Source organism: Burkholderia sp. MS389, assembly GCF_016899425.1.
Taxonomy (GTDB): Bacteria; Pseudomonadota; Gammaproteobacteria; order Burkholderiales; family Burkholderiaceae; genus Burkholderia; species Burkholderia sola.
Genome location: NZ_CP045994.1, coordinates 254,052 through 277,324 on the forward strand (window position 1 = coordinate 254,052; position 23,273 = coordinate 277,324).

Genomic DNA, 23,273 nt, shown 5'->3' on the forward strand with positions numbered 1-23,273 from the left:
ACACCCGCCGACCGCGCAACAATTCCATGCCGCGTACAACGGCATCCGGCCTCGCCTGATCGGGCCGGACGATCGCCGCGCGGCGCCCGACATCCAATGGACTGCATCCCGTCGAATCGGGGCCGCCGCGCGTGCCGGCCCGCTTTACTTTCGCTGCGCACGCGATGAATGCGTTCCTGCGACCGTTTCTCGTGCGCCTGCACCGCTGGTTCGGGCTCGCCATCGCGCTGTTCCTGTTCGTCGCGGGGCTCACCGGCGCGCTGATTGCGTGGGACCATGAGCTCGACGCGGCGCTGAACCCGGATTTCTATACCGCGCGCAGCGGCGCGGCGCCGCTTGCGCCGCTCGAACTCGCGGCGCGCATCGAGGCCGCCGATCCGCGCGTGCAGGTGACCTATCTGCCGCTCGCGGTCGAACCGGGACACACGCTGCAGGCGGGCGTGATGCCGCGTACCGATCCGGCGACCGGCCGGCCGTACCCACTCGGTTTCAGCCAGATCGCCGTCGATCCTGCGACCGGCGCGGTGCAGGGCCGCCGCGAATGGGGCGCACTGTCGCTCGCACGGCTCGACCTGATGCCGTTCATCTACCGGCTGCACTACTCGCTGTTCCTGCCCGTGTACGGCGGGATCAATTTCGGGTTCTGGGTGATGGGCGTCGTCGGCATCGTGTGGGCGATCGACAGCCTGATCGCGCTCGTGCTCGCGTTTCCGAACCTGAAAAGCTGGCGCAAGTCGTTCGCGTTCCGCGTGCGGCGCGGCGGCTACCCGCTCGTGTTCGACCTGCACCGCTCGGGCGGCGTGTGGGTGTGGGGGCTGCTGCTCGTCGTCGCGGTCACGTCGATCTCGATGAACCTCGCCGTTCCGGTCGTACGCCCGCTGGTGTCGCTGGTTTCGCCGCTCGCCGAAACGCCGTATACGAATCCCGAACATTTCCCGCCGGCCCGGCCGGGCAGCCAGGCGCTGCCGCGCGAACGGATCGTCGAGATCGCACGCTCGGCCGGCCGCGACGCGGGTTTCGCCGCGCCGCCGGGCGCGCTGCTGTTCGCGCCGGCGATGAATGCCTATGCGGTCGGGTTCTTCACGCCGGGCAACGACCATGGCGACGTCGGGCTCGGCAATGCGTGGCTGTACTGGAATGCGGTGACCGGCAAGCCCGTCGCGGCGCAGGTGCCGGGCCGCGGTTCGGCCGGCGACCTGTTCATGCAGGCGCAGTTTCCGCTGCACTCGGGGCGGATCGCCGGGGTCGCCGGACGGGCGGTCGTGAGCGTGCTCGGCATCGTGATCGCGATGCTGAGCGTGACGGGCGTCTGCATCTGGGTGAAGAAGCGCAGCGCACGCGCGCGGGCCGCGCGGAGCGCGCGGCCGGTCGTGCCGGCGACGTCGTCGTCGCGCGCCGCGCGGTAAGGGTTAGGCGGCAAGCGGCAACCAGCAAGCAGCACGCGGACGGCGCAACCGCCGCGGGGCAGCGTCGGCGCCACGTTTGCGCCTGCGCCGTCAGCTCGCCTTGCGCCGACGTGCCGGCTGCTTGCCGCCGAGCGCCGCGCACTGCGCGTGGCACGGGCAGCCGGCTTCGTGATCGTTGACCATGCCGGTTGCCTGCATCAGCGCATAGCAGATCGTCGAGCCGACGAACTTGCAGCCGTACGCCTTCAACGCCTTGCTGAGCGCGTCGGACTGCCCGGTCGATGCGGGCGCGTCGCGGTACGACTGCCACGCATTCTGGATCGGCGTGTCGCCGACGAACGACCACAGGAACGCGGCGAGCGACCCATGCTCTTCGCGAATGCGCTGCACCGCGCGCGCGTTGGTCACCGCCGATTCGACCTTCGCGCGGTTGCGCACGATGCCCGGGTTCTCCAGCAATTTCTCGATGCGCTTGGGCGTGAAGCGCGCGACGGCATCGACGTCGAAATCGGCGAACGCTTCGCGATAGCCCGCGCGCTTGTTCAGGATCGTCGACCACGACAGCCCGGCCTGCGCGCCTTCCAGGATCAGCATTTCGAACAGGTGGCGATCGTCGTGCGACGGCACGCCCCACTCGGTATCGTGGTAGTGAGCGTCCGCTTCCGTCTTCACCCAGTTGCACCGCTGCGACATCGTCTGCCTCGTTTTCAGTATCGATTCGATCGCGCCAGCATAGCGGAAGCCCTTTTGGCGGGATAGCCGGCCGAACGGCAGATGGGCGCGCGGCGCCGATCCGGTTAAGCTTGGCGCCTGTTCGAATCAGCGGGATGAAGGCATGGCGGCATTACTTTTTGCGATCGGCATCGACGGCGGCGGCACGGGCACGCGCGCGGTGCTGGCCGACCGGCACGGGCGCGAGCTCGCGCAGGGGCGCGGCGGCCCGTCGGGGCTCGGTCTCGGCATCGAGCGCGCATGGGCGTCGATCGGCGCGGCGTGCGCGGACGCGTTCACGCACGCCGGTCTCGCGTTCGACTGGTCGCAGTGCGCGCTTGGCTGCGGGCTCGCGGGCGTCAACAACGCGGCGTGGCTCGCCGCATTCCGCGCGCAGGCGCCGCTCGGCGCGCTCGCGGTCGAGAGCGACGCGTATACGACTGTCGTCGGCGCGCATGGCGGCGCGCCGGGGCTCATCGTCGCGCTCGGCACCGGCAGCATCGCGGCGGCGCTCGATGCGGGCGGCGCGTGCCGGATCGCGGGCGGTTTCGGCTTTCCGTCCGGCGACGAGGCGAGCGGCGCGTGGCTCGGCGTGCGCGCGCTCGCCTATGCGCAACAGGCGCTCGACGGCCGCGTGCCGCGCGACGCGTTCGCCACGGCCCTGCTCGCGGAAACGGGCGCGCAGGATCGCGACGCGCTCGTCCAGTGGTCGTGCGACGCGAACCAGACGATCTACGCGCGTCTCGCGCCGATCGTGTTCGCGCACCGCACGCATCCGGTCGCGAGCGCGCTGATCGCGCAGGCCGGCGACGAGATCGGCAAGATGATCGACGCGCTCGATCCTCGGCAGGCGCTGCCGGTCGCGCTGTGCGGCGGGCTGGCGGACGCGCTCGCGCCGGCCGTGCCGGCGCGGCACGCCGCCCGGCTGCGCGCGCCGCTCGACGATTCGGCGCATGGCGCGCTGCGGCTCGCGCTGCAGGCGTTACGGGCGACGGAGGGCGGCTGAGCGGAGCGCGAGCGGGATGGATGCCGCGCCGCAGCGGCACCCCGGGCGGCGCGTGGCCGGCAACCGCCCGGCGCGCCGCCGGGCACGACGTTAGAATGACGCTTCCTCCGTGCCGCGCGCGCCGCTCTCCCGTCCCATGTACAAAGTCATCGCCACCGATCTCGACGGTACGCTGCTGAACAGCGACCACCAGCTGGACCCGTACACGATCGACACCGTTCGCCGGCTCGACCGCGACGGCGTGCAGTTCGTGATCGCCACGGGGCGCCACTATGCGGACGTCGCCGGCATTCGCGACGTGCTCGGCATCCGGCCGTACCTGATCACGTCGAACGGCGCGCGCGTGCATGCGCCGGACGACACGAGGATCCACGCGCAGGACGTCGACGCAGCGATCGTGCGCCGCCTCGTGCAGCCGGAAGTTGTCGGCGCGCACGGCCGCGTGATCGTCAACCTGTTCACCAACGACGGCTGGCTGATCGACCGCGACGCGCCGCACCTGCTCGAATTCCACCAGGATTCGGGCTTCCGGTACGACGTGACCGACATGGCCGCGCACGACGGCGCGGATATCGCGAAGGTGCTGTATATCGGCGAACCGGCCGATCTGGCGGTCGTCGCCGAGCAGATGCGCGTGCAGTTCGGCGATAAGCTGTACGTCACGTACTCGCTGCCCGACTGCCTCGAAGTGATGACCGCGAACGTGTCGAAGGGGCGCGCGCTGCGCACGGTGCTCGCGCGGCTCGGCATCGATACCGGCCACTGCATCGCGTTCGGCGACAACATGAACGACATCGACCTGCTCGAAACCGCCGGTCACGCGTTCATGATGAACAACGCGAACCCCGACCTGGTGGCGCGGCTGCCGCACATCCCGCGGATCGGCAACAACTTCGACGCGGGCGTCGCCCGCCACCTGCGCACGCTGTTCTCGCTCGAAGACGACGTCGTCGCGTCCTGAGCATCCGCCCCGGCGCCGTTTCCGTGCGCGGAAATGAAAAACGGGCGCCAGGGGCGCCCGTCGAAATTGCCTGCCTCGTGTTCTTCGACAGCGTGAGGCTCGCTGCTCTGCTCGCTTGACCCCGTAGTGTTTTATTCGCTTGTGCGAGCGGATGCGGGCAGCAGGCCGACGGCGTCGTCACGCCCGGCGACCAGCGGATAGATGATCCCGGCGAGTGCCGCGCCGATCAGCGGCGCGATCCAGAACAGCCAGAGCTGGCCGATCGCGTCGCCGCCGACGAACAGCGCCGGGCCGGTCGAGCGCGCCGGGTTCACCGACGTGTTGGTGACCGGAATCGAGATCAGGTGAATCAGCGTCAGGCACAGCCCGATTGCGATCGGCGCGAAGCCGGCCGGCGCGCGCTTGTCGGTCGCGCCGAGGATCACGAACAGGAAGAAGCCCGTCATCACGACCTCGCAGATGAACGCCGCGGCGAGCGAGTAGTGGCCGGGCGAGCGATCGCCGAAGCCGTTCGTCGCAAAGCCGCTGCCGACCACGTCGAAACCCGGCTTGCCGGTTGCGATCAGGTACAGGACGAACGCGCCGAGCGTCGCGCCGACGACCTGCGCGACGATGTACGGCGCGAGATCGCGTGCCGGGAAGCGGCCGGCGACCGTCAGGCCGACGCTGACCGCCGGATTCAGGTGGCAACCCGAGATGTGGCCGATTGCGAATGCCATCGTCAGCACGGTCAGGCCGAAGGCGAGTGCGACGCCGGCAAAGCCGATGCCGAGGCCCGGAAAGGCGGCGGCCAGCACGGCGCTTCCGCACCCGCCGAGCACCAGCCAGAACGTGCCGAATACCTCTGCAGCGAGACGCTGAGAAAGATTCATGTAAGGACCTCGTCCAGGTGGGTTGAAGACCCGGGGCGACGCAACGGATTTATTGCGCTACCGGGAATTGGTCTGGATTATAGGAAATGAATCGGGCCCGGGAGGGTAAACGATTGTTAAATTTGAATGGCTGGCGAATGCCTTTTATTAGAATAAGTCCGCATTCTCGATATAGGCGATTCGGTTAAAGATGGCAGCATTAATTTCGAAGGGCAGGGCGGCAGTGCGGATGACGTAACGGATGTTGGTGTCCCGGCTGGATTCGCCGGGGCCGCATCATCGAAAAGGGGAGTCGAAAAATGTCTCAATACGCGAAACTCAAGGCGCAGATCGCCGATCTGCAAGCCCAGGCGGACGACGTGCGGCGCCAGGAAGTGGCGGCGGTGATCGCCGATGTCCAGCGCATGATTGCCGAATATGGCCTGACGGCCCAGGATCTGGGCTTCGCGGAGCGAGCGCGGCGCGGGCGTCCGCCGAAGAAGGCGCCGCTGCCGCCGAAATACCGCGATCCGAAGTCGGGTGCAACCTGGAGCGGGCGCGGCAAGCCGCCGAATTGGATCGTTGGCAAAAACCGCGATCGTTTCCTGATCGAGTGACGGAAAGCCAAATGGAAAGAGCCGCATCGACGATGCGGCTCTTTGTTTTTGCGCGCCGATTTCCGCGCGGATTTACCGCCGATTTCCGCGCGGATTTCCGTGTCAGGCGCCCGCGACCCGGCGCAATGCCGGTTGCTTGGTGGCCGCGCAAAGCGATTCGTAGGTCTCGACGTAGCGCTGCGCCATCGCCTTCGAGCTGAAGCGCGTGTCGAAACGCGCGCGGATCGCGGTGCGCGACAGGCTGTCGATCCGGTGCAGCGCGCCGACCGCGCCCTGCACGTCCTCGACGATGAAGCCGGTCACGCCGTCCTCGATCACTTCCGGCACCGAGCCGCGGTTGAACGCGACGACCGGCGTGCCGCAGGCCATCGCCTCGATCATCACCAGGCCGAACGGCTCCGGCCAGTCGATCGGGAACAGCAGCGCCTTCGCGCCGGACAGGAACGCGGGCTTTTGCGCTTCGTTGATCTCGCCGATGAATTCGACATGCGCCTGGCCGAGCAGCGGCTCGATCACTTCCTTGAAGTAGTCGGCGTCGGCCTTGTCGACCTTCGCGGCGATCTTCAGCGGCAGCCCGCTTTGCGCGGCGATCCGGATCGCGGTGTCGACACGCTTTTCGGGACAGATCCGGCCGAGGAACGCGAGGTATTCGGGCTTCACGTCCGGCTGCGGCGTGAGCAGCGTGTCGGGCAGCCCGTGGTACACGGTGCCGGCCCACGCGGCCTGCGGCAGCGGCTTGCGCTGGTTGTTCGAGATCGACACGACCGGCGAATCCGGGAACGCGTCGAACACCGGCTGCAGCTCCGGCAGGTCGAGACGGCCGTGCAGCGTCGTCACGTAGGGCGTGTCGAGGCGCGACATCAGCGGGAACGGCAGGTAGTCGAGGTGAAAGTGCAGCACGTCGAATTCGTGCGCGACCCGCGCGACCTGCTCGAGGAGCCGCATGTGGGGCGCCATCGAATCGCGGACCGACGGGTCGAGCCGCAGCGCGCGCGGCCACGCCGCCTCGAGACGGGCCGACGTGACGGAGTCGCCGCTGGCGAACAGCGTCACGTCGTGGCCGAGTTCGACGAGCGCCTCGGTGAGGTAGGACACGACTCGCTCGGTGCCGCCGTAGAGTTTCGGCGGAACGGCTTCGTAAAGCGGCGCGATCTGGGCAATTCGCATGGGGGTTTCTCCTGTGTCGATCCGAGCGCGCGACGGCGCTGATGCGGATCCCTTACAAGGTTGCGGAACTTGCCGACGCACGCGGTTCGCGATACGTGGCCGGGCCCTGGGCGGGGTGCGCGGAGCGCCGGACGGCAAGCTGCGGGGCGGGCCGGCACGGCTCGCGCCGCCGCCCATTGAAGTCCATTATCGATATCGCCCTGAGGGGTTCGAGTGTTTTTTCAAACACTTAAGGCTTGTTACACGATGAAATACGCGAAAACCCCGACAAAAAGGGCACGGAATCGCGAATCGCGACAGCCATAACTATTGTTGCGCTATCGTGAAAAACCACTATAATTTTTACCGATCCGATTGCCGGCGCCCTGCCGGCAAGCCTTACGCCACCGGCGCGACGGCGATCGGACCCTTTCGCAACCGAATCCGCGTTGCAACCCGTTTTCCCGATGGCTCCTTTCAATTCGCCTTGTCGGAAAAATTCCTACACGGTTTACAGACAAATCCTGCATGGCATACGCCACTTCGCTGATACCGACATAAATCCCGTTTGGCCAAAATTCGCCCTGTAAGACTATAAACGAGCCGACTGAGCGCCCAGTGCGCGCTGATCGAGCAAACGTTTTCATAACATGAATGGCCAAAGCACAGCTTTTTAACGGGGGAATCATGAGCGCTACCAGTGAAATGCTCAGTGAGATCAAAGAGGTCAACCTGTCGTACCTCCTCCTCGCGCAGCGACTGCTGCGGGAAGACAAGGCGATGGGCATGTTTCGCATGGGCATTTCCCAGGAACTCGCCGACGTGCTCGCCAACCTCACGCTCGCCCAGACCGTGAAGCTGGCCGCGTCGAACCAGATGCTGTGCCGCTTCCGCTTCGATGATCACGCGCTGCTGTCGTCGCTCGCCGACAAGGGCCGCAGCGATGTCGTCGCGCACGCCCACTCGGCCATCCTGATGGCCGGGCAGCAGGTCGAAGGCGTCCGCTGATCCATCCCGCCTTGCGTGTGTCCCGGCGTGCCGCGCCGGCCGGCAGCGTATTGGCCATTCATTCGCATAACGTCAAGCGGACGGTTATCACCATGGCAAGCAAAAGCGTCGTGATCGAGGTGAAGGAAATCACCCTCGCCATCGAACTCATCGAACTGGGCGCCCGGCTGCAGCTGCTGGAGGCGGAGACGAGCCTGTCGCGGGACCGTCTGATCAAGCTGTACAAGGAACTGAAGGGCGTATCGCCGCCGAAGGGGATGCTGCCGTTCTCGACCGACTGGTTCATGACGTGGCAGCCGAACATCCACTCGTCGCTGTTCTACAACATGTATCGGTTCATGCAGGACCACGGCCGCTGCGACCCGATCCAGTCGATCGTGAAGGCGTACCGGCTGTATCTGGAGCACGTGAACCTGTCCGGCGACGAGGCCGCGCTGAGCCTCACGCGGGCGTGGACGCTGGTGCGCTTCTTCGATTCGGGGATGCTGCAGATGACGCCGTGCACGCGCTGCGGCGGCCACTTCGTCGCCCATGCGCATGATCCGCATCAAGGTTTCGTGTGCGGCCTGTGCCAGCCGCCGTCGCGCGCCGGCAAGACCCGCAAGGCCGCCGCCGCGCGCGCCGAACTGGCCGCCGCCGTGGCCTGAGCTCGGCCGGGCGGGCCGCGAGCGACGTCCGCGCGCCGCGCGAATCGTCCACGCATTGCTGGTAAACACCGTCGGGCTGCCGCCGGGCGGCCGCGAAAGTTTTCCTGCCGACTGCCGTAAACCTGTTTAACGGCGGTCTTCCCGCCGGTCTTTCGTGAGGGACAGGCAGTGCTGATTATCGTGGGAACACTCGTGACGCTGTTGTCCGTCTTCGGCGGTTATGCGCTGGCAGGCGGGCATCTGGGCGCGCTGATCCAGCCCATCGAGATCCTGATGATCGTGGGCGCCGGCGTCGGCGCGTTCATCCTCGGCAACGGCGGCAAGACCATCAAGGCCACGCTGCGCGTGCTGCCGACGCTCTTCAAGGGCTCGAAATACACGAAGGACGTGTATATGGAGCTGATGGCGCTTCTTTACGTGCTGCTCGCGAAGGCACGCAAGGAGGGCACGCTGACGCTCGAGGCCGACATCGACGATCCGGAAAAGAGCCCGATCTTCACGCAATACCCGAAGATCCTCGCCGATCACCACATCGTCGAATTCCTGACCGACTACCTGCGCCTGATGGTGGGCGGCAACATGAACGCGTTCGAGATCGAAAGCCTGATGGACGAGGAGATCGAGACGCACCACACGGAAGGCGAAGGCCCCGCGCACGCGCTGATGCGCGTCGGCGACGCGATGCCGGCGTTCGGGATCGTCGCGGCCGTGATGGGCGTCGTGCACACGATGGCGTCGGCCGACAAGCCGCCCGCGGTGCTCGGCGCGATGATCGCGCAGGCGCTGGTCGGCACGTTCCTCGGGATCCTGCTGTCGTACGGGCTGATCGGGCCGCTCGCGAGCCTCGCGGAGCAGCGGGTGGCCGAGTCGACCAAGATGTTCCAGTGCATCAAGGTGACGATCCTCGCGACGCTGAACGGCTATGCGCCGGCGATCGCGGTCGAGTTCGGCCGCAAGGTGCTGTTCTCGACCGAGCGTCCGTCGTTCTCCGAGCTCGAAGAGCACGTGCGCCGCGTGAAGGCCAAGTGAGGCGGAGCGAACGATGAGCAAGAGCAAGGATCGCGCGATCGTCGTCAAGCGGGTGGCCCCGGCGAAGAAGGGCCACCACGGCGGCGCATGGAAGCTCGCGTACGCGGACTTCATGACCGCGATGATGGCGTTCTTCCTGCTGATGTGGCTGCTGAGCTCGGTCACGCCGGTGCAACTGAAGGGGATCGCCGAATATTTCAACATGCCGCTGAAGGCCGCGATTCTCGGCAGCGGCGACCGCAGCTCGCAGGATTCCAGCATCATCAACGGCGGCGGCCGCGACCTGTCGAGCACGGATGCCGGCACGCTGCGCCGCACCGACGGCACGACGTCGCTCGCCGAGCGCCTCGCGAAGGCGGGCGACGAGCATTCGCGGTCGCAGGCGGAGGGCGCGCAGGACCGGCTCGAGCAGACGCGCCTGCACGACCTGCAGATCAAGCTGATGGCCGCGATCGAGGCCAATCCGACGCTGCGCCAGTTCAAGCAGCAGATCCGCATCGATTCGACGCTGATGGGACTGCGCATCGAGATCGTCGATTCGCAGAAGCGGCCGATGTTCGCGATGTCGAGCGACCACGTCGAGCCGTACATGCGCGACATCCTGCGCGAGATCGGCAAGACGCTGAACGACGTGCCGAACCGGATCATCGTCCAGGGCCACACCGACGCCGTGCCGTACGCGGGCGGCGAGGGCGGCTACAGCAACTGGGAGCTGTCGGCCGATCGCGCGAACGCATCGCGCCGCGAGCTGATCTCCGGCGGCATGGACGAGGCGAAAGTGCTGCGCGTGCTGGGCCTCGCGTCGACGCAGAACCTGAACAAGGCCGATCCGCTCGATCCGGAAAACCGCCGGATCAGCGTGATCGTGCTGAATCGCAAATCCGAAGAAGCGCTGATGCGCGACGACGCGACGACGACGACGCTGTCCGCCGACGCGGCCGGCTCGAAGCTGCTCGCGCAGCAGCTCGGCGGCCCGACGCCGGCGGCGCGCCCGGTCGTGGCGAGCGCCGTCGCCGTGGCGCCGAAACCCTGACGTTTCCGAGACAGACATGATCCGAACCATTCTCGCCATCGACGACTCCGCGACCATGCGTGCGCTGCTGCAGGCCACGCTGGCGCAGGCCGGCTACGACGTGACGGTGGCGCCGGACGGCGAAGCCGGCTTCGACATGGCGGCGACGACGCCGTACGACCTGGTCCTGACCGACCAGAACATGCCGCGCAAGAGCGGGCTCGAGGTGATCGCCGCGCTGCGCAAGCTGACCGCGTACGCGGACACGCCGATCCTCATCCTGACGACCGAAGGCAGCGACGCGTTCAAGGACGCCGCACGCGACGCGGGTGCGACCGGCTGGATCGAAAAGCCGATCGACCCGGGCGTGCTGGTCGACCTGGTCGCCACGCTGTCCGAGCCGGCTGCCTCCTGACATGAACGCGACGATTTCAACCGGTGACCGGGCATGACTCTCGACATCACTCAGTTCTACCAGACCTTTTTCGACGAAGCGGACGAGCTGCTCGCGCAGATGGAGCAGCTGCTGCTGAACCTCGACGTCGATGCGCCCGATCCCGAGGATCTGGCGGCGATCTTCCGCGCCGCGCATTCGATCAAGGGCGGCGCGGCGACGTTCGGCTTTTCCGCGCTGACCGATACGACGCACATCCTCGAATCGCTGCTCGACCGTGCGCGCAACCATGAGCTGACGCTGACCAAGGAGATGGTCGACGCGTTCCTGGAAACCAAGGACGTGCTGTCCGACCAGCTCGTCGACTACCGCGCGAGCGCCGAGCCGGACGCGGCCGCCGCCGCGGCGATCTGCGCGAAGCTCGAACGGCTGAAGGCCGAAAGCGGTGCGGGCGCGCCTGCGCCGGCCGCGCCTACGCCGGCCGCGCCGGTTGCCGCCGCCGTCGCGCCGGCTGCCGCGCCCGCCGTCGGCGACGACCGGGCGCCCGACCATGTGGTCGAGCAGGCCGTCGCGGCCGCGCATCCGGCGGCCGACGCCGATGCCGGCGCCGACGGCCCGCACCTGAAGATCACGCTGGTCGGCGTCGACGCGAAGGACCAGGCGCTGCTCACCGAAGAACTCGGCAACCTCGGCCGGATCGTCGGCCGCGAGGAAGTGGGCGCGGACCTGACGCTGTGGGTCGAATCGGACGTGCCGTCCGACGACATCGTCGCGGTGTGCTGCTTCGTGATCGACGAAAGCCAGATCCGCGTCGGGCGCGGCACGGCGCCGGCTGCCCAGGCGGCGCCGGCCGTCGCGCCGGCCGCCGCGGCCGTGGCTGCTGAAGCTGCCGAACCGGCCGCCGCCGCGCAGCCCGCGCGCGTCGAGGTGTTCGCGCCGCAGGCCGCCGCGCCGCAACCGGCTGCCGCGGCGCCCGCTACGGCTCCGGCCGCCGCAGTGCAGCCGCAGTCGCAACCCCCCGCTCAACCGCAGCCGGCCGATCACGCGGCGCCGGCCGCCGCCGCGCATCACGACGACAAGCGCGCGCGCCCGGCCGCCGCGGCGGCAGGCGGCGCCGAAGGCAGCTCGATCCGCGTCGGCGTCGAGAAGGTCGACCAGTTGATCAACCTCGTCGGCGAACTGGTGATCACGCAGGCGATGCTGGCCGAGACGGCCAGCGCGTTCGATCCGGCGCTGCACGACCGCCTGTTCAACGGGATGGCGCAGCTCGAGCGCAACGCGCGCGACCTGCAGGAAGCGGTGATGTCGATCCGCATGATGCCGATGGACTACGTGTTCAGCCGCTTCCCGCGGCTCGTGCGCGACCTCGCCGGCAAGCTCGGCAAGCAGGTCGAACTGGTCACGTTCGGCCAGGCGACCGAGCTCGACAAGAGCCTGATCGAACGGATCATCGATCCGCTCACGCACCTGGTGCGCAACAGCCTCGACCACGGGATCGAAACCGTCGACAAGCGCGTCGCCGCCGGCAAGGATGCGGTCGGCCAGCTCGTGCTGTCGGCCGCGCATCACGGCGGCAACATCGTGATCGAGGTGAGCGACGACGGCGCGGGCCTGAACCGCGAGCGGATTCTCGCGAAGGCCGCGAAGCAGGGCATGCAGATCTCCGAGAACATCAGCGACGACGAAGTGTGGCAGCTGATCTTCGCGCCGGGCTTTTCGACCGCCGAGACGGTGACCGACGTGTCGGGCCGCGGCGTCGGGATGGACGTCGTGAAGCGCAACATCCAGTCGATGGGCGGCCACGTCGAGATCTCGTCGCAGGCGGGCCGCGGCACGACCACGCGGATCGTGCTGCCGCTCACGCTCGCGATCCTCGACGGGATGTCGGTCAAGGTGGGCAGCGAGATCTTCATCCTGCCGCTGAACTTCGTGATGGAGTCGCTGCAGCCGTCGAACGACGACATCTACACGGTCGGCAACGGCGAACGCGTGGTGCGCGTGCGCGGCGAATACCTGCCGCTCGTCGCGCTGCACGAGGTGTTCTCGGTCGACGACGCGCGCACCGACCCGACGCAGGGGATCGTCACGATCATGGAAACCGAGGGGCGTCGTTTCGCGATGCTGATCGACGAACTGGTCGGCCAGCAGCAGGTGGTCGTGAAGAACCTCGAAACCAACTACCGCAAGGTGCACGGCATCTCGGCGGCGACCATCCTCGGCGACGGCAGCGTCGCGCTGATCGTCGACGTCGCGGCGCTGAACCGCGAAACCCGTGCGATGCACGGCGCCCGAGCCGGCGCCGAGCTCGCCGTCTTCTGACTCTCGCCATTCAACCGATTGGGGGCAAACGTGTCTGCTGAAGTCCAAATGATCAATACGGCCGCGGCGAATGCGGCGGCGACCAGCCGCCGCGACGCCGAACACGGCGATGCGACGGGCCAGGAATTTCTCGTCTTCACGCTCGGCGACGAGGAATACGGGATCGACATCCTGAAAGTGCAGGAAATCCGCGGCTACGACAGCGTCACGCGGATCGCGAACGCGCCCGAGTTCATCAAGGGCGTGATCAACCTGCGCGGGATCATCGTGCCGATCGTCGACATGCGGATCAAGTTCCACCTCGGCCGCGTCGAGTACGACCACCAGACCGTCGTGATCATCCTGAACGTGTCGAACCGCGTGGTCGGGATGGTGGTCGACGGCGTGTCGGACGTGCTGACGCTGCAGACCGACCAGATCATGCCGGCGCCGGAATTCGGCGCGACGCTGACGACCGAGTACCTGACGGGCCTCGGCACGGTCGACGGCCGGATGCTGATCCTGATGGACATCGAGAAGCTGATGTCGAGCCGGGAAATGGCGCTGATCGAGACGCTCGGCGGGTAAGCGCGCCGCGCGCGCAGCAATTTCGGGAGAATCTGCAATGTTGCATAACTGGTCGATCCGCACGACGCTCACGGCGGTCGGACTCATCCTCGTGTGCCTGACCGCCGCGGTCGGCGGGCTCGGCCTCTACGCGCTCGATCACGCGAGCCGCTCGCTCGACGAGATCGCGCACGTCGACCTGCCGGCGATCCACACGCTCGACGACACGGCCGCGCAGCTGCTGCGCTCGCGCGTCGCGCTCGATCGCTTTCGTACGCTGACCGAAGGCGGCAATGCGGCCGACGCGGCGAAGGTGCTCGACCGCGCGCAGGAGCTGTATGCGAAGTCGAACCAGAACTGGCAGGCGTTCCAGTCGACGCCGAAGCTCGGGGTCGATCAGGCGCTGCTCGACGAGCTCGCCGCACGCTACACGACGATCGTGAAGGAAGGCGTCGAGCCCGAGTTCGCCGCGGCGCGCGCGGGCGACATGGCCGCGTACCACGCGGTCGCGGACACGAAGATCAGCCCGATGTTCGTCGCGTTCGACCAGACGGCGGCGGCCGTGATCGCCGCGCTGCAGAAGCGCGCGCAAGACCGTCAGACCGAGACGCAGTCGCAGATCTCGATGATGATCGCGCTGATCGCGGCCGGCATCGCGATCGCGTTCGTCGTCGTGATCGCGATCCGCTTCGTGCTGCGCGGGCTGATCGTCCAGCCGATCGAGGACGCGATCGCGCATTTCGAGCGCATTGCCGGCGGCGACCTCACGCAGCCGGTGAACGCCTCCAGCACGAACGAGATCGGCCGCCTGTTCGGCGGCATCAAGCGGATGCAGGACGCCGTCACGACGATGGTGCAGGCCGTGCATCGCGGCACCGAATCGATCGACGTCGGCGCGCGCGAGATCGCGACCGGCAACATCGACCTGTCGCAGCGCACCGAGGAGCAGGCCGCGTCGCTGCAGGAAACCGCGTCGAGCATGGAGCAACTGACGGGCACCGTGCGGCAGAACGCGGAGAACGCGCGGCAGGCGAGCCAGCTCGCGGTGAACGCGTCGGACATCGCGACCCAGGGCGGCGACGTGGTCGGCCAGGTCGTATCGACGATGCAGGACATCGCGGCGAGCTCGGGCAAGGTCGTCGACATCATCGGCACGATCGAAGGGATCGCGTTCCAGACCAACATCCTCGCGTTGAACGCGGCCGTCGAAGCGGCGCGGGCCGGCGAGCAGGGCCGCGGCTTCGCGGTGGTCGCGGGCGAGGTGCGCTCGCTCGCGCAGCGCAGCGCGAGCGCCGCGAAGGAAATCAAGCAGCTGATCGGCGATTCGGCCGAGAAGGTCGACAGCGGGTCGGCGCTCGTCGCGCGCGCCGGCTCGACGATGGAAGAGATCGTGCAGGCCGTGCGCCGCGTGACCGACATCATGGGCGAGATCAGCGCCGCGTCCGACGAGCAGTCGACCGGCATCGAGCAGGTCAATCGCGCGGTCGGCCAGATGGATGCGGTCACGCAGCAGAACGCGGCGCTCGTCGAGCAGGCGGCGGCCGCGGCCGCGTCGCTCGAGGAGCAGACGCGCCAGATGAAGGCGATCGTGTCGGGCTGGCGCGTCGCGGGCGGCATCGCGCTCGCGCCGGCGCGCAGCGTCGCGCGGCCGGTCGCGCACGAACCGGCGGCGCTGCCGTCGGCGCCGCGCCACGATGCGCCGGTCGCCGCGCTGCCGGCGCCGCAGGCTGCGGCCCAACCGGCGGCACGGCGCGCCGCGCCGGCGTCGCGTGCGGCTGCGTCGGGCGCCGCGGCCGCCGCGTCCGAACCGACGCGTGCGGCCGAGGCCGCCGCGCGGACGCAAAAGGATGCACCGGCCGCCCGTGGCGCCGCCGCCGCGGGCGGCTACGGCCCGCGTCTCGCGAAGACGGCCGCGCCGGCGGACAAGCCGGCCGCGAAGCCCGCGCTCGTGCGCCCGGCGCTGAACGGCGAGAAGCCGGCGCTGGCGTCAGCCGGCGCGTCCGACGACGACTGGGAGACCTTCTAAGCCATGCAGCACGCGCGCGCGCCGTTTCGACCCGATGCACCGGATGCCTCGCCTCGCGCGGGCGAGCCGGGGCGCGACTTCGCGTTCACCGGTGCGGATTTCGCACGCATCCGCGCGCTGATCCATCAACGCGCGGGCATCTCGCTGTCCGAGCACAAGCGCGACATGGCCTATAGCCGGCTCGCGCGACGGCTGCGGGCGCGCGGCCTCGACACGTTCCGCGACTACCTCGACCTGCTCGAGCAGGAAGACGATCCGCTCGAATGGGAAGCGTTCACCAACGCGCTGACCACCAACCTGACCGCGTTTTTCCGCGAGTCGCACCATTTCCCGATCCTGGCGGAATTCGTGAAATCGCGGCCGGCGCCGGTCTCGGTCTGGTGCTCGGCGGCGTCGACCGGCGAGGAGCCGTACTCGATCGCGATCACGCTGATCGAGGCGCTCGGCGACGCGGCCGCGCGCAGCGCGACGATCCTCGCGACCGATCTCGACACGCAGGTGCTCGCGAAGGCCGAAGCCGGCATCTACACGTACGACCAGGTCAAGCACCTGTCGCCGGAGCGGCTCAAGCGCTTCTTCCTGAAGGGCACGGGCGCGCAGGCCGGCCGCGTGAAGGTGCGCCCCGAGCTGCGCGCGATGATCCGCTTCGAGCAGCTGAACCTGACCGATGCGGACTACGGGATCGCGAAGCCGTTCGACGCGATCTTCTGCCGCAACGTGATGATCTATTTCGACAAGCCGACGCAGGGGCAGGTGCTGTCGCGCTTCGAGCCGCTCGTGAAGCCGGGCGGGCTGCTGTTCGCCGGCCATTCGGAGAACTTCACGTACGTGACGCAGGCGTTCCGGCTGCGCGGGCAGACGGTGTACGAACTGACGCGCGACGCCGAGCAGGGTGCGCGCTCGCGCGGCGCGCAGGCGAGCGCGGCGGCCGCGATGCCGTCGCCCGCGCGCGCGCGGGCCGCAGGCGGCGCGCCGGCTCTTGGAGAGCGCGGATGAGCGCACTGCCGATCGCGACCAATCGCTACTTCGACAACCACTTCGAGCGCCCCGGCGTGAAGCTGTTGCCGAACGAGTTCTACACGACCGCCGAGGACATGGTGCTGATGACCGTGCTCGGCTCGTGCGTCGCCGCGTGCCTGCACGACCCGTACGCGGGCATCGGCGGGATGAACCATTTCATGCTGCCGGACGACGGCGCCGATCCGGGCGCGGCCGCGTCGGAATCGATGCGCTACGGCGCGTATGCGATGGAAGTGCTGATCAACGAGCTGATCAAGGCCGGCGGGCGCCGCGAGCGCTTCGAGGCGAAGGTGTTCGGCGGCGCGGCCGTGCTGGCCGGGATGACGACGATCAACATCGGCGATCGCAACGCGGATTTCGTGCGCCGCTATCTGGCGCTCGAGCGCATCCGCATCACCGCGGAAGACCTGCAGGGCGTGCATCCGCGCAAGGTCGCGTTCATGCCGCACAGCGGGCGCGCGATGGTGAAGAAACTGCGGCTGCAGGTGCCGGGCGTGACCGAGCGCGAAGCCGCGCTCGCGCGCGAGGCCGAGCGCGCCCGTCGCGCGCACGTCGAGCTGTTTGCCGCGAAGCGGCCTGCCGCGCCGCAGCCGGCGCGTCCGCGCATCGAGCTGTTCGGCGGGCGCGGCGCCGCGCCGGCCGGCGGCGGTAGCGCGGCCGCAGCCGCCGCCGCGCGGACGGCGACCCTATCAAGAAAGCAGGAGGCATGACCGCAGTGCAGAAGATCAAAGTGTTGTGCGTCGACGATTCGGCGCTGATCCGCAGCCTGATGACCGAGATCATCAACAGCCAGCCCGACATGACGGTGGTCGCGACCGCGCCCGATCCGCTCGTCGCGCGCGAGCTCATCAAGCAGCACAACCCCGACGTGCTCACGCTCGACGTCGAAATGCCGCGCATGGACGGGCTCGACTTCCTCGAGAAGCTGATGCGCCTGCGGCCGATGCCGGTCGTGATGGTGTCGTCGCTGACCGAGCGCGGCTCGGAAATCACGCTGCGCGCGCTCGAACTCGGCGCGGTGGATTTCGTCACGAAGCCGCGCGTCGGGATTCGCGACGGGATGCTCGACTACGCGGAAAAGCTCGCGGACAAGATCCGCGCGGCGTCGCGCGCGCGCGTGCGCCAGGCGCCGCAGCCGCAGGCCGTTGCCCGCACGGCGGACAGCGCCGCGGCCGCGCCGATGATCAACAACCCGCTCGTCAGTACCGAGAAGCTGATCATCATCGGCGCGTCGACGGGCGGCACCGAGGCGATCCGCGAAGTGCTGACGCCGCTGCCGCCGGACGCGCCGGCCGTGCTGATCGCGCAGCACATGCCGCCGGGCTTCACGAAATCGTTCGCGCAGCGGCTGAACGGCCTGTGCCGGATCGCGGTGAAGGAAGCCGAGCACGGCGAACGCGTGCTGCCGGGCCATGCGTACATCGCGCCGGGCCATGCGCACCTGTTGCTCGCGAGAAGCGGCGCGAACTATATTGCGCAACTGTCGGACGAGCCGCCGGTGAACCGGCACCGCCCGTCGGTCGACGTGCTGTTCCGCTCGGCGGCGACGCATGCGGGCAAGAACGCGATCGGCGTGATCCTCACCGGGATGGGCCGCGACGGCGCGGCCGGCCTGCTGGAAATGAAACGCGCGGGCGCTTACACGTTCGCGCAGGACGAGGCGAGCTGCATCGTGTTCGGGATGCCGCGCGAGGCAATCGCGCTCGGCGGGGCGGACGAGGTCGCGCCGCTCGCCGACATGAGCCGCCGCGTGATGGCCCGCCTGGCGACGATGGGCGACCGCGTGCAGCGCGTGTGAATGGACTGTCACGGGGCGCGTGCCACGATACGCGTCCCGACGGAAACGAATCTGGAAAGGAACGACGATGGACAAGAGCATGAAAATCCTGGTGGTGGACGATTTCCCGACGATGCGCCGGATCGTCCGCAACCTGCTCAAGGAACTGGGCTACACGAACGTGGATGAGGCCGAGGACGGCGCGGCCGGCCTCGCGCGGCTGCGCGGCGGCGGCTTCGACTTCGTGATCTCGGACTGGAACATGCCGAACCTCGACGGTCTCGCGATGCTCAAGGAGATCCGCGCGGACGCGACGCTCACGCATCTGCCGGTGCTGATGGTCACGGCCGAGTCGAAGAAGGAGAACATCATCGCGGCCGCGCAGGCCGGCGCGAGCGGCTACGTCGTGAAACCGTTCACGGCCGCGACGCTCGACGAGAAGCTGAACAAGATCATCGACAAGATGGCCAAGGCCGGGAGCTGAACGTGAACGAGCCGATCCATGCGGCGCTTGCCGGCGCGGCGGTCAATGCCGACGGCCATGCCGAAGGCGCCGATTACGCGAGCGACCGGATCCTCGCGCGCATCGGCCACGTCACGCGCACGCTGCGCGATTCGATGCGCGAGCTCGGGCTCGACAAGCATGTCGAGCGCGCGGCGGAAGCCGTGCCCGATGCGCGCGACCGGCTGCGCTACGTCGCGACGATGACCGAACAGGCCGCGGTGCGCGTGCTGAATGCGATCGAGATCGCGAAGCCGATGCAGGAGCGCGTGCAGAACGAGGCCGAGGCGCTTGACGCACGCTGGGCGCAGTGGTACGCCGCGCCGATCGAGCACGCGGAAGTGCGCGAGCTGATGGACGACACGCGCGCGTTCCTGCGCACGCTGCCCGAATCGACGGCGGCGACCCGCGCGCAACTGCTCGAGATCATGCTTGCGCAGGATTTCCAGGATCTGACGGGGCAGGTGATCAAGAAGATCATGGACATGGTCTACCTGATCGAGCAGCAGCTCCTCACCGTGCTCGTCGAGAACATCGCGCCGGAGCGGCGCGAGCAGTTCGCGGCCACCGCGGCGGCATTCGCGGCCGAAGCGATGAGCGCGACCGGCAGCCCCGAATCGCTGCTGAACGGCCCGCAGATCGCGCCGGAAGGCAAATCCGACGTCGTTCAGGACCAGGGGCAGGTCGACGACCTGCTCGCGAGCCTCGGCTTCTGATCCTGCCGGTGCGCATCGCGCGTCCCATTGCCGGGCGCCCCGTTCCGCGGCGCCGGCCGACGCGCGCATGCTCCGTTCCCGCCTCGTTTTCCCCTCGCCCGGCGCCGCTGCGCGGCGCCGCGTGATCCTGCGTCGAATTGACACTTCGACACACTCCGCAGGCATACTACGCGTCAGCAGCAACGTAGCGTCATTCGTACGATTCATCAGTGGGCAGACGGCGCGGGCCGATGGCGGCGCCGTCGGCACCGAAGCCAGTCCCTTGGGGGGGAACGTGAAGCTGAAACGCTTGGGCTGGACCGTCGCGCACGCGACGGCTGCAATGGGTGTGCTGTGGGCCGTCCACGCACACGCGGAACTGGGCGGCGCGCCGATGTCGCCGCCGGCGGACGATCAGGCCGCCACCGTGCGCGCGCTGCAGCGCGCGATGCGCTCGGCGGACGGCGTGCAGACGAGCACGGCCGCCTATACCGTCCGCGAGATCACGCTCGGATCGGGCACCGTCATCCATGAATACACGTCGGCCGCCGGCAGCGTGTTCGGCCTCGCGTGGCGCGGGCCGACGATGCCGGATCTCGCGTCGCTGCTCGGCAGCTATTTCCCGCAGTACACCGCCGGCGTCCAGGCGGCGCACCGGGCGCGCGGCTGGCGTGCGCCGGTGGCCGTCGAGACGAGCGGCCTCGTGATCCGGACGGGCGGCCACATGGGCGCCTTCTCCGGCCAGGCATGGCTGCCGTCGGCGCTGCCGACCGGCGTGGCCGGCACCGATATCCAGTGACAGCGGGAGAGCGATCTTGAGCATGACTCGTACATTCAAGCGCTGGTTCGGCGTGCTGGGCCTCCTGGCCGCGACGGCCGTGCTCGTGACGGCCTGCGGCGGCGGCGATGACGGCGGCGGCAGTTCGGGCAACAACAGCAATACCGGCAACAGCGGCTCCGACGGCAACAGCGGCAACACGGCCGTCGTCACGGTCGCCGCCGGCGCCGCGAACGTGATCAACATCCCGACCATCAGCGTGAAGGTTTGCGTGCCGGGCACGTCGAACTGCCAGATCGTCAACAACGTGCTCGTCGATACCGCGTCCTACGGGCTGCGGCTCGTCGGCAGCGCGGTGGCCGGCGTGCACGACAGCCTGCCGCAGGTGAAGAGCGGCGGCGCGCCGGTCGCCGAATGCGGCAAGTTCGTGTCGAGCTACACGTGGGGCTCGGTGCGCACCGTCGACCTGTCGATCGGCACCGAGCAGGCCGCGTCGCTGCCCGTGCAGATCATCGGCGACCTCGGCACGACGAACGTGCCGAGCTCGTGCACGAACGGCGGCGCGTCGGCCAACTCGACGAGCGCGCTCGGCGCGAACGGGATCCTCGGCATCGGGCCGGCGCCGTACGACTGCGGCACGACCTGCGCGACGTCGACGTCGACGAGCAACAACTACTACGCGTGCCCGAACGGCGACAACGCGAGCTGCGCCGTCACGCTCGTGCCGCTCGCGCAGCAGGTAGCCAACCCGGTGCATCGGTTCGCGAACAACGACGGCGTGAGCGTGCAGATGCCGGCCATCTCGAACAACGGGCAGGCGAGCGCGACCGGCACGCTGACGTTCGGCCTGCCGAACCTGAGCGGCAAGACGGTGCTGACGTCGACCACGACCGGCGACGTCAGCGCGACGTTCCAGGGGCGCAACGTGACCGCGTTCTTCGATACGGGCTCGAACGCGTATTTCTTCAACGATTCGGCGCAGACGGTCTGTTCGAGGAATACGGAGTTCTACTGCCCGTCGGCGACGACGACCTATTCGGCCACGCTGAGCGGCCAGAACGGCGCGTCGGGCACCGTGTCGATGCCGGTCGCGAACGCGGATTCGCTGTTCTCGAACGCGTCGACGTTCGCGTTCAACGACATCGCGGGGCCGTTCGGCTCGTCCAACTGGCTCGACATCGGCATGCCGCACTTCTACGGCAAGACGATCTACTTCGGGATGGACAAGACCGCGAGCGGCGGCGCGCAGCCGTTCGTCGCATTCTGACGCGGCGTCGCCGGACGCAGGAACAAGGGGGCGAGCGATCGCCCCCTTTTTTTATTCCGGCGCGCCGTGCGTGCACTACGGACCGGATCGCTGCCACGCGCCGGCATAGCGCCTACGATGTAAGACCGGCACCGGTGCCGGCACGACATCGAAGGAGACAGCGCATGAACCCGCGTATCCAGCGCATCACGCCGTTCCTGTGGTTCGACCGCGACGCCGAGGCGGCGGCCGGTTTCTACGTATCGGTGTTCGACAACGCGCGCATCGTGCACGTCGCGCGCTACGGCAAGACCGGCGCGCATGCGTCCGGCAACGCCGAGGGCGCGGTGATGACCGTGGCGTTCGAGCTCGACGGGCAGGCGTTCGTCGCGCTGAACGGCGGCCCCGTGTTCCAGATGACGCCGGCCGTGTCGTTCGTCGTCAACTGTCGCGACCAGGACGAGATCGACCATTACTGGGCGCGCCTGTCCGAAGGTGGCGACGCGCGCGCGCAGCAATGCGGCTGGCTGCGCGACCGCTTCGGCGTGTCGTGGCAGGTCGTGCCCGTGCAGATGGCCGAACTGATGACGGGCGACCCGGCCCGCGCCGAGCGCGTGATGGCGCAGGTGATGACGATGAAGAAGCTCGATCTCGGCGCGTTGCAGCGGGCGGCGGCCGGCTAGGGCGTGTTCCCCTGTTTGGAAAAATTCATTCGCGGGGCCAGCGCAAAGCCGTTATTAGCGTGAACACGCCCTAGGTCGCTTCGGTCGATCACGCCGTTCGGGCCGGCGATGGTCGGCCGTCCCGTCCCGACGCCGCAGGCTGCGATTCGGGCGGAACCGGCGATGCCGAAAGGCGCCGCGACCGGCGCGACTGCGTATCGCCGGCCGGTCGGTTAATCGAATGCCGGACACTCGAGTCGATTATCGATTCGTGCGATTTCATTCGGGTGTAATCAAAGCCGGATTATTCGCGGCTGCCATTTCTGTCAGATCTTCACGATTATTAAAATGACGCGGCATGCAAGCCGGACACGCCGAAATCCGCTCATGCAGCCTTTCCTGCGCCATATGGGCGCGTATTGCCCCATATGCGAAAAGAGATGGAATCCGCCGAACTTCGATCTTATAATTCCGGCGTTGTTTCCGGGGTGCCAATATAAAACAGGAGGGTAATAAAATGAATTTTTCCGAAGCCGTTCGTACCGTACTGAATAAATACGCAACATTCGAAGGCCGTGCGCGTCGTGCCGAATACTGGTATTTCGCGCTGCTGACCTCCGTGCTGTCGGTCGCCGGTCAGATCATCGGCGCGGCCGGCCGCGATGCGGGCCTGATCACGCTGCTGCTGCTCGGCGTGATCTTCCTGGTGTCGCTCGCGCTGATCATTCCGGGCATCGCGGTCAGCGTGCGCCGCCTGCACGATACGGGCCGCTCGGGCTGGTTCTTGCTGCTCGCGCTGATTCCGATCGTCGGCGGCATCCTGCTGCTCGTGTGGATGTGCTCGCGCGGCACCGAAGGCCCGAACCGTTTCGGCGCGGACCCGATCCCGGCCGTCTGACCGACGCCTGCCCCGA

At 68.1% G+C, this 23,273-nt stretch carries 24 protein-coding genes; 21 read left to right on the forward strand and 3 right to left on the reverse strand.

From position 1 onward, the window contains the following. The first annotated feature begins 164 nt into the window (after positions 1 to 164). Entirely contained in the window at positions 165 to 1,406 is a 1,242-nt protein-coding gene (locus tag GJG85_RS01120; RefSeq protein WP_050015969.1) for a PepSY-associated TM helix domain-containing protein, read from the forward strand. A gap of 90 nt (positions 1,407 to 1,496) precedes the next feature. On the opposite strand, the gene GJG85_RS01125 is transcribed toward GJG85_RS01120, so the two are convergent. Continuing rightward, a complete protein-coding gene (locus tag GJG85_RS01125; protein ID WP_050015971.1) occupies positions 1,497 to 2,099 on the reverse strand; it encodes a DNA-3-methyladenine glycosylase I in 603 nt (200 codons plus the stop codon). A 142-nt stretch (positions 2,100 to 2,241) separates the two neighbouring features. Between GJG85_RS01125 and GJG85_RS01130 the strand changes: the two genes are divergently transcribed. Further along, entirely contained in the window at positions 2,242 to 3,123 is an 882-nt protein-coding gene (locus tag GJG85_RS01130; protein WP_050015973.1) for a BadF/BadG/BcrA/BcrD ATPase family protein, read from the forward strand. A 136-nt stretch (positions 3,124 to 3,259) separates the two neighbouring features. Continuing rightward, on the forward strand, positions 3,260 to 4,084 hold the full coding sequence (locus tag GJG85_RS01135) for a Cof-type HAD-IIB family hydrolase (protein ID WP_050015975.1): 825 nt from the start codon (positions 3,260 to 3,262) through the stop codon (positions 4,082 to 4,084). A 131-nt stretch (positions 4,085 to 4,215) separates the two neighbouring features. On the opposite strand, the gene aqpZ is transcribed toward GJG85_RS01135, so the two are convergent. Next, positions 4,216 to 4,956: an aquaporin Z gene (gene aqpZ / locus GJG85_RS01140; protein WP_050015977.1), complete on the reverse strand. Its 741-nt coding sequence runs from the start codon at positions 4,954 to 4,956 to the stop codon at positions 4,216 to 4,218. Between the two features lie 299 nt (positions 4,957 to 5,255). Here aqpZ and GJG85_RS01145 point away from each other — a divergent pair, with 299 nt between their 5' ends. Then, positions 5,256 to 5,552, forward strand: a complete 297-nt coding sequence (locus GJG85_RS01145) for an H-NS histone family protein (protein WP_006489320.1) — start codon at positions 5,256 to 5,258, stop codon at positions 5,550 to 5,552. Between the two features lie 102 nt (positions 5,553 to 5,654). Here GJG85_RS01145 and GJG85_RS01150 read toward each other — a convergent pair whose 3' ends face one another. Further along, positions 5,655 to 6,719, reverse strand: a complete 1,065-nt coding sequence (locus GJG85_RS01150) for a glycosyltransferase family 4 protein (RefSeq protein WP_050015987.1) — start codon at positions 6,717 to 6,719, stop codon at positions 5,655 to 5,657. Between the two features lie 666 nt (positions 6,720 to 7,385). Between GJG85_RS01150 and flhD the strand changes: the two genes are divergently transcribed. The 17 genes from flhD to GJG85_RS01235 all read left to right on the forward strand — a co-directional run bounded on the left by flhD (position 7,386) and on the right by GJG85_RS01235 (position 23,257). Continuing rightward, the gene (gene flhD / locus GJG85_RS01155) at positions 7,386 to 7,706 is read left to right on the forward strand and encodes a flagellar transcriptional regulator FlhD (RefSeq protein WP_011350590.1); all 321 of its coding nucleotides are present in this window, start codon (positions 7,386 to 7,388) and stop codon (positions 7,704 to 7,706) included. Between the two features lie 92 nt (positions 7,707 to 7,798). Beyond that, entirely contained in the window at positions 7,799 to 8,353 is a 555-nt protein-coding gene (gene flhC, locus GJG85_RS01160; RefSeq protein ID WP_050015993.1) for a flagellar transcriptional regulator FlhC, read from the forward strand. 168 nt (positions 8,354 to 8,521) lie between these two features. Then, a complete protein-coding gene (gene motA, locus GJG85_RS01165; protein ID WP_050015994.1) occupies positions 8,522 to 9,382 on the forward strand; it encodes a flagellar motor stator protein MotA in 861 nt (286 codons plus the stop codon). 13 nt (positions 9,383 to 9,395) lie between these two features. Continuing rightward, on the forward strand, positions 9,396 to 10,415 hold the full coding sequence (gene motB / locus GJG85_RS01170; RefSeq protein WP_050015998.1) for a flagellar motor protein MotB: 1,020 nt from the start codon (positions 9,396 to 9,398) through the stop codon (positions 10,413 to 10,415). A gap of 16 nt (positions 10,416 to 10,431) precedes the next feature. Further along, positions 10,432 to 10,809 carry a response regulator gene (locus GJG85_RS01175; RefSeq protein ID WP_050016002.1) on the forward strand — a complete coding sequence of 126 codons (378 nt, stop codon included), beginning with the start codon at positions 10,432 to 10,434 and terminating at the stop codon, positions 10,807 to 10,809. A 33-nt stretch (positions 10,810 to 10,842) separates the two neighbouring features. After that, complete coding sequence (gene cheA, locus GJG85_RS01180; protein WP_050016003.1) at positions 10,843 to 13,107, forward strand: chemotaxis protein CheA; 2,265 nt, start codon at positions 10,843 to 10,845, stop codon at positions 13,105 to 13,107. Positions 13,108 to 13,155: 48 nt separating this feature from the next. After that, entirely contained in the window at positions 13,156 to 13,674 is a 519-nt protein-coding gene (gene cheW / locus GJG85_RS01185; RefSeq protein WP_050016005.1) for a chemotaxis protein CheW, read from the forward strand. A 37-nt stretch (positions 13,675 to 13,711) separates the two neighbouring features. Continuing rightward, positions 13,712 to 15,679 carry a methyl-accepting chemotaxis protein gene (locus GJG85_RS01190; protein ID WP_060733873.1) on the forward strand — a complete coding sequence of 656 codons (1,968 nt, stop codon included), beginning with the start codon at positions 13,712 to 13,714 and terminating at the stop codon, positions 15,677 to 15,679. A 3-nt stretch (positions 15,680 to 15,682) separates the two neighbouring features. After that, positions 15,683 to 16,675: a CheR family methyltransferase gene (locus GJG85_RS01195; protein ID WP_050011815.1), complete on the forward strand. Its 993-nt coding sequence runs from the start codon at positions 15,683 to 15,685 to the stop codon at positions 16,673 to 16,675. Further along, positions 16,672 to 17,409: a chemoreceptor glutamine deamidase CheD gene (gene cheD / locus GJG85_RS01200; RefSeq protein WP_050011816.1), complete on the forward strand. Its 738-nt coding sequence runs from the start codon at positions 16,672 to 16,674 to the stop codon at positions 17,407 to 17,409. The genes GJG85_RS01195 and cheD overlap by 4 nt, the downstream gene beginning before the upstream one ends. Beyond that, entirely contained in the window at positions 17,406 to 18,497 is a 1,092-nt protein-coding gene (locus tag GJG85_RS01205) for a chemotaxis response regulator protein-glutamate methylesterase (RefSeq protein ID WP_050011817.1), read from the forward strand. Before cheD ends, GJG85_RS01205 begins: the two co-directional genes overlap by 4 nt. 67 nt (positions 18,498 to 18,564) lie before the next feature. Next, on the forward strand, positions 18,565 to 18,960 hold the full coding sequence (gene cheY, locus GJG85_RS01210; RefSeq protein ID WP_006754880.1) for a chemotaxis response regulator CheY: 396 nt from the start codon (positions 18,565 to 18,567) through the stop codon (positions 18,958 to 18,960). 2 nt (positions 18,961 to 18,962) lie between these two features. Next, positions 18,963 to 19,694 carry a protein phosphatase CheZ gene (gene cheZ, locus GJG85_RS01215; RefSeq protein ID WP_069618698.1) on the forward strand — a complete coding sequence of 244 codons (732 nt, stop codon included), beginning with the start codon at positions 18,963 to 18,965 and terminating at the stop codon, positions 19,692 to 19,694. A 274-nt stretch (positions 19,695 to 19,968) separates the two neighbouring features. Then, positions 19,969 to 20,472, forward strand: a complete 504-nt coding sequence (locus GJG85_RS01220) for a DUF2844 domain-containing protein (RefSeq protein WP_050012090.1) — start codon at positions 19,969 to 19,971, stop codon at positions 20,470 to 20,472. 16 nt (positions 20,473 to 20,488) lie between these two features. Further along, positions 20,489 to 21,718 (forward strand): DUF3443 family protein, encoded by a 1,230-nt coding sequence (locus GJG85_RS01225; RefSeq protein ID WP_089488048.1) that lies wholly within the window; start codon positions 20,489 to 20,491, stop codon positions 21,716 to 21,718. 164 nt (positions 21,719 to 21,882) lie between these two features. After that, positions 21,883 to 22,380 (forward strand): VOC family protein, encoded by a 498-nt coding sequence (locus GJG85_RS01230; protein WP_050011820.1) that lies wholly within the window; start codon positions 21,883 to 21,885, stop codon positions 22,378 to 22,380. Positions 22,381 to 22,876: 496 nt separating this feature from the next. Then, on the forward strand, positions 22,877 to 23,257 hold the full coding sequence (locus tag GJG85_RS01235; RefSeq protein WP_050011821.1) for a DUF805 domain-containing protein: 381 nt from the start codon (positions 22,877 to 22,879) through the stop codon (positions 23,255 to 23,257). Positions 23,258 to 23,273 lie beyond the last annotated feature (16 nt).

Coding starts and splice junctions, on each gene's coding strand:
- GJG85_RS01120 (WP_050015969.1), top strand. CDS start 165: ATGAATGCGTTCCTGCGACCGTTTCTCGTGCGCCTGCACCGCTGGTTC.
- GJG85_RS01125 (WP_050015971.1), bottom strand. CDS start 2,099: ATGTCGCAGCGGTGCAACTGGGTGAAGACGGAAGCGGACGCTCACTAC.
- GJG85_RS01130 (WP_050015973.1), top strand. CDS start 2,242: ATGGCGGCATTACTTTTTGCGATCGGCATCGACGGCGGCGGCACGGGC.
- GJG85_RS01135 (WP_050015975.1), top strand. CDS start 3,260: ATGTACAAAGTCATCGCCACCGATCTCGACGGTACGCTGCTGAACAGC.
- aqpZ (WP_050015977.1), bottom strand. CDS start 4,956: ATGAATCTTTCTCAGCGTCTCGCTGCAGAGGTATTCGGCACGTTCTGG.
- GJG85_RS01145 (WP_006489320.1), top strand. CDS start 5,256: ATGTCTCAATACGCGAAACTCAAGGCGCAGATCGCCGATCTGCAAGCC.
- GJG85_RS01150 (WP_050015987.1), bottom strand. CDS start 6,719: ATGCGAATTGCCCAGATCGCGCCGCTTTACGAAGCCGTTCCGCCGAAA.
- flhD (WP_011350590.1), top strand. CDS start 7,386: ATGAGCGCTACCAGTGAAATGCTCAGTGAGATCAAAGAGGTCAACCTG.
- flhC (WP_050015993.1), top strand. CDS start 7,799: ATGGCAAGCAAAAGCGTCGTGATCGAGGTGAAGGAAATCACCCTCGCC.
- motB (WP_050015998.1), top strand. CDS start 9,396: ATGAGCAAGAGCAAGGATCGCGCGATCGTCGTCAAGCGGGTGGCCCCG.
- GJG85_RS01175 (WP_050016002.1), top strand. CDS start 10,432: ATGATCCGAACCATTCTCGCCATCGACGACTCCGCGACCATGCGTGCG.
- cheA (WP_050016003.1), top strand. CDS start 10,843: ATGACTCTCGACATCACTCAGTTCTACCAGACCTTTTTCGACGAAGCG.
- cheW (WP_050016005.1), top strand. CDS start 13,156: ATGATCAATACGGCCGCGGCGAATGCGGCGGCGACCAGCCGCCGCGAC.
- GJG85_RS01190 (WP_060733873.1), top strand. CDS start 13,712: ATGTTGCATAACTGGTCGATCCGCACGACGCTCACGGCGGTCGGACTC.
- GJG85_RS01195 (WP_050011815.1), top strand. CDS start 15,683: ATGCAGCACGCGCGCGCGCCGTTTCGACCCGATGCACCGGATGCCTCG.
- cheD (WP_050011816.1), top strand. CDS start 16,672: ATGAGCGCACTGCCGATCGCGACCAATCGCTACTTCGACAACCACTTC.
- GJG85_RS01205 (WP_050011817.1), top strand. CDS start 17,406: ATGACCGCAGTGCAGAAGATCAAAGTGTTGTGCGTCGACGATTCGGCG.
- cheY (WP_006754880.1), top strand. CDS start 18,565: ATGGACAAGAGCATGAAAATCCTGGTGGTGGACGATTTCCCGACGATG.
- GJG85_RS01230 (WP_050011820.1), top strand. CDS start 21,883: ATGAACCCGCGTATCCAGCGCATCACGCCGTTCCTGTGGTTCGACCGC.
- GJG85_RS01235 (WP_050011821.1), top strand. CDS start 22,877: ATGAATTTTTCCGAAGCCGTTCGTACCGTACTGAATAAATACGCAACA.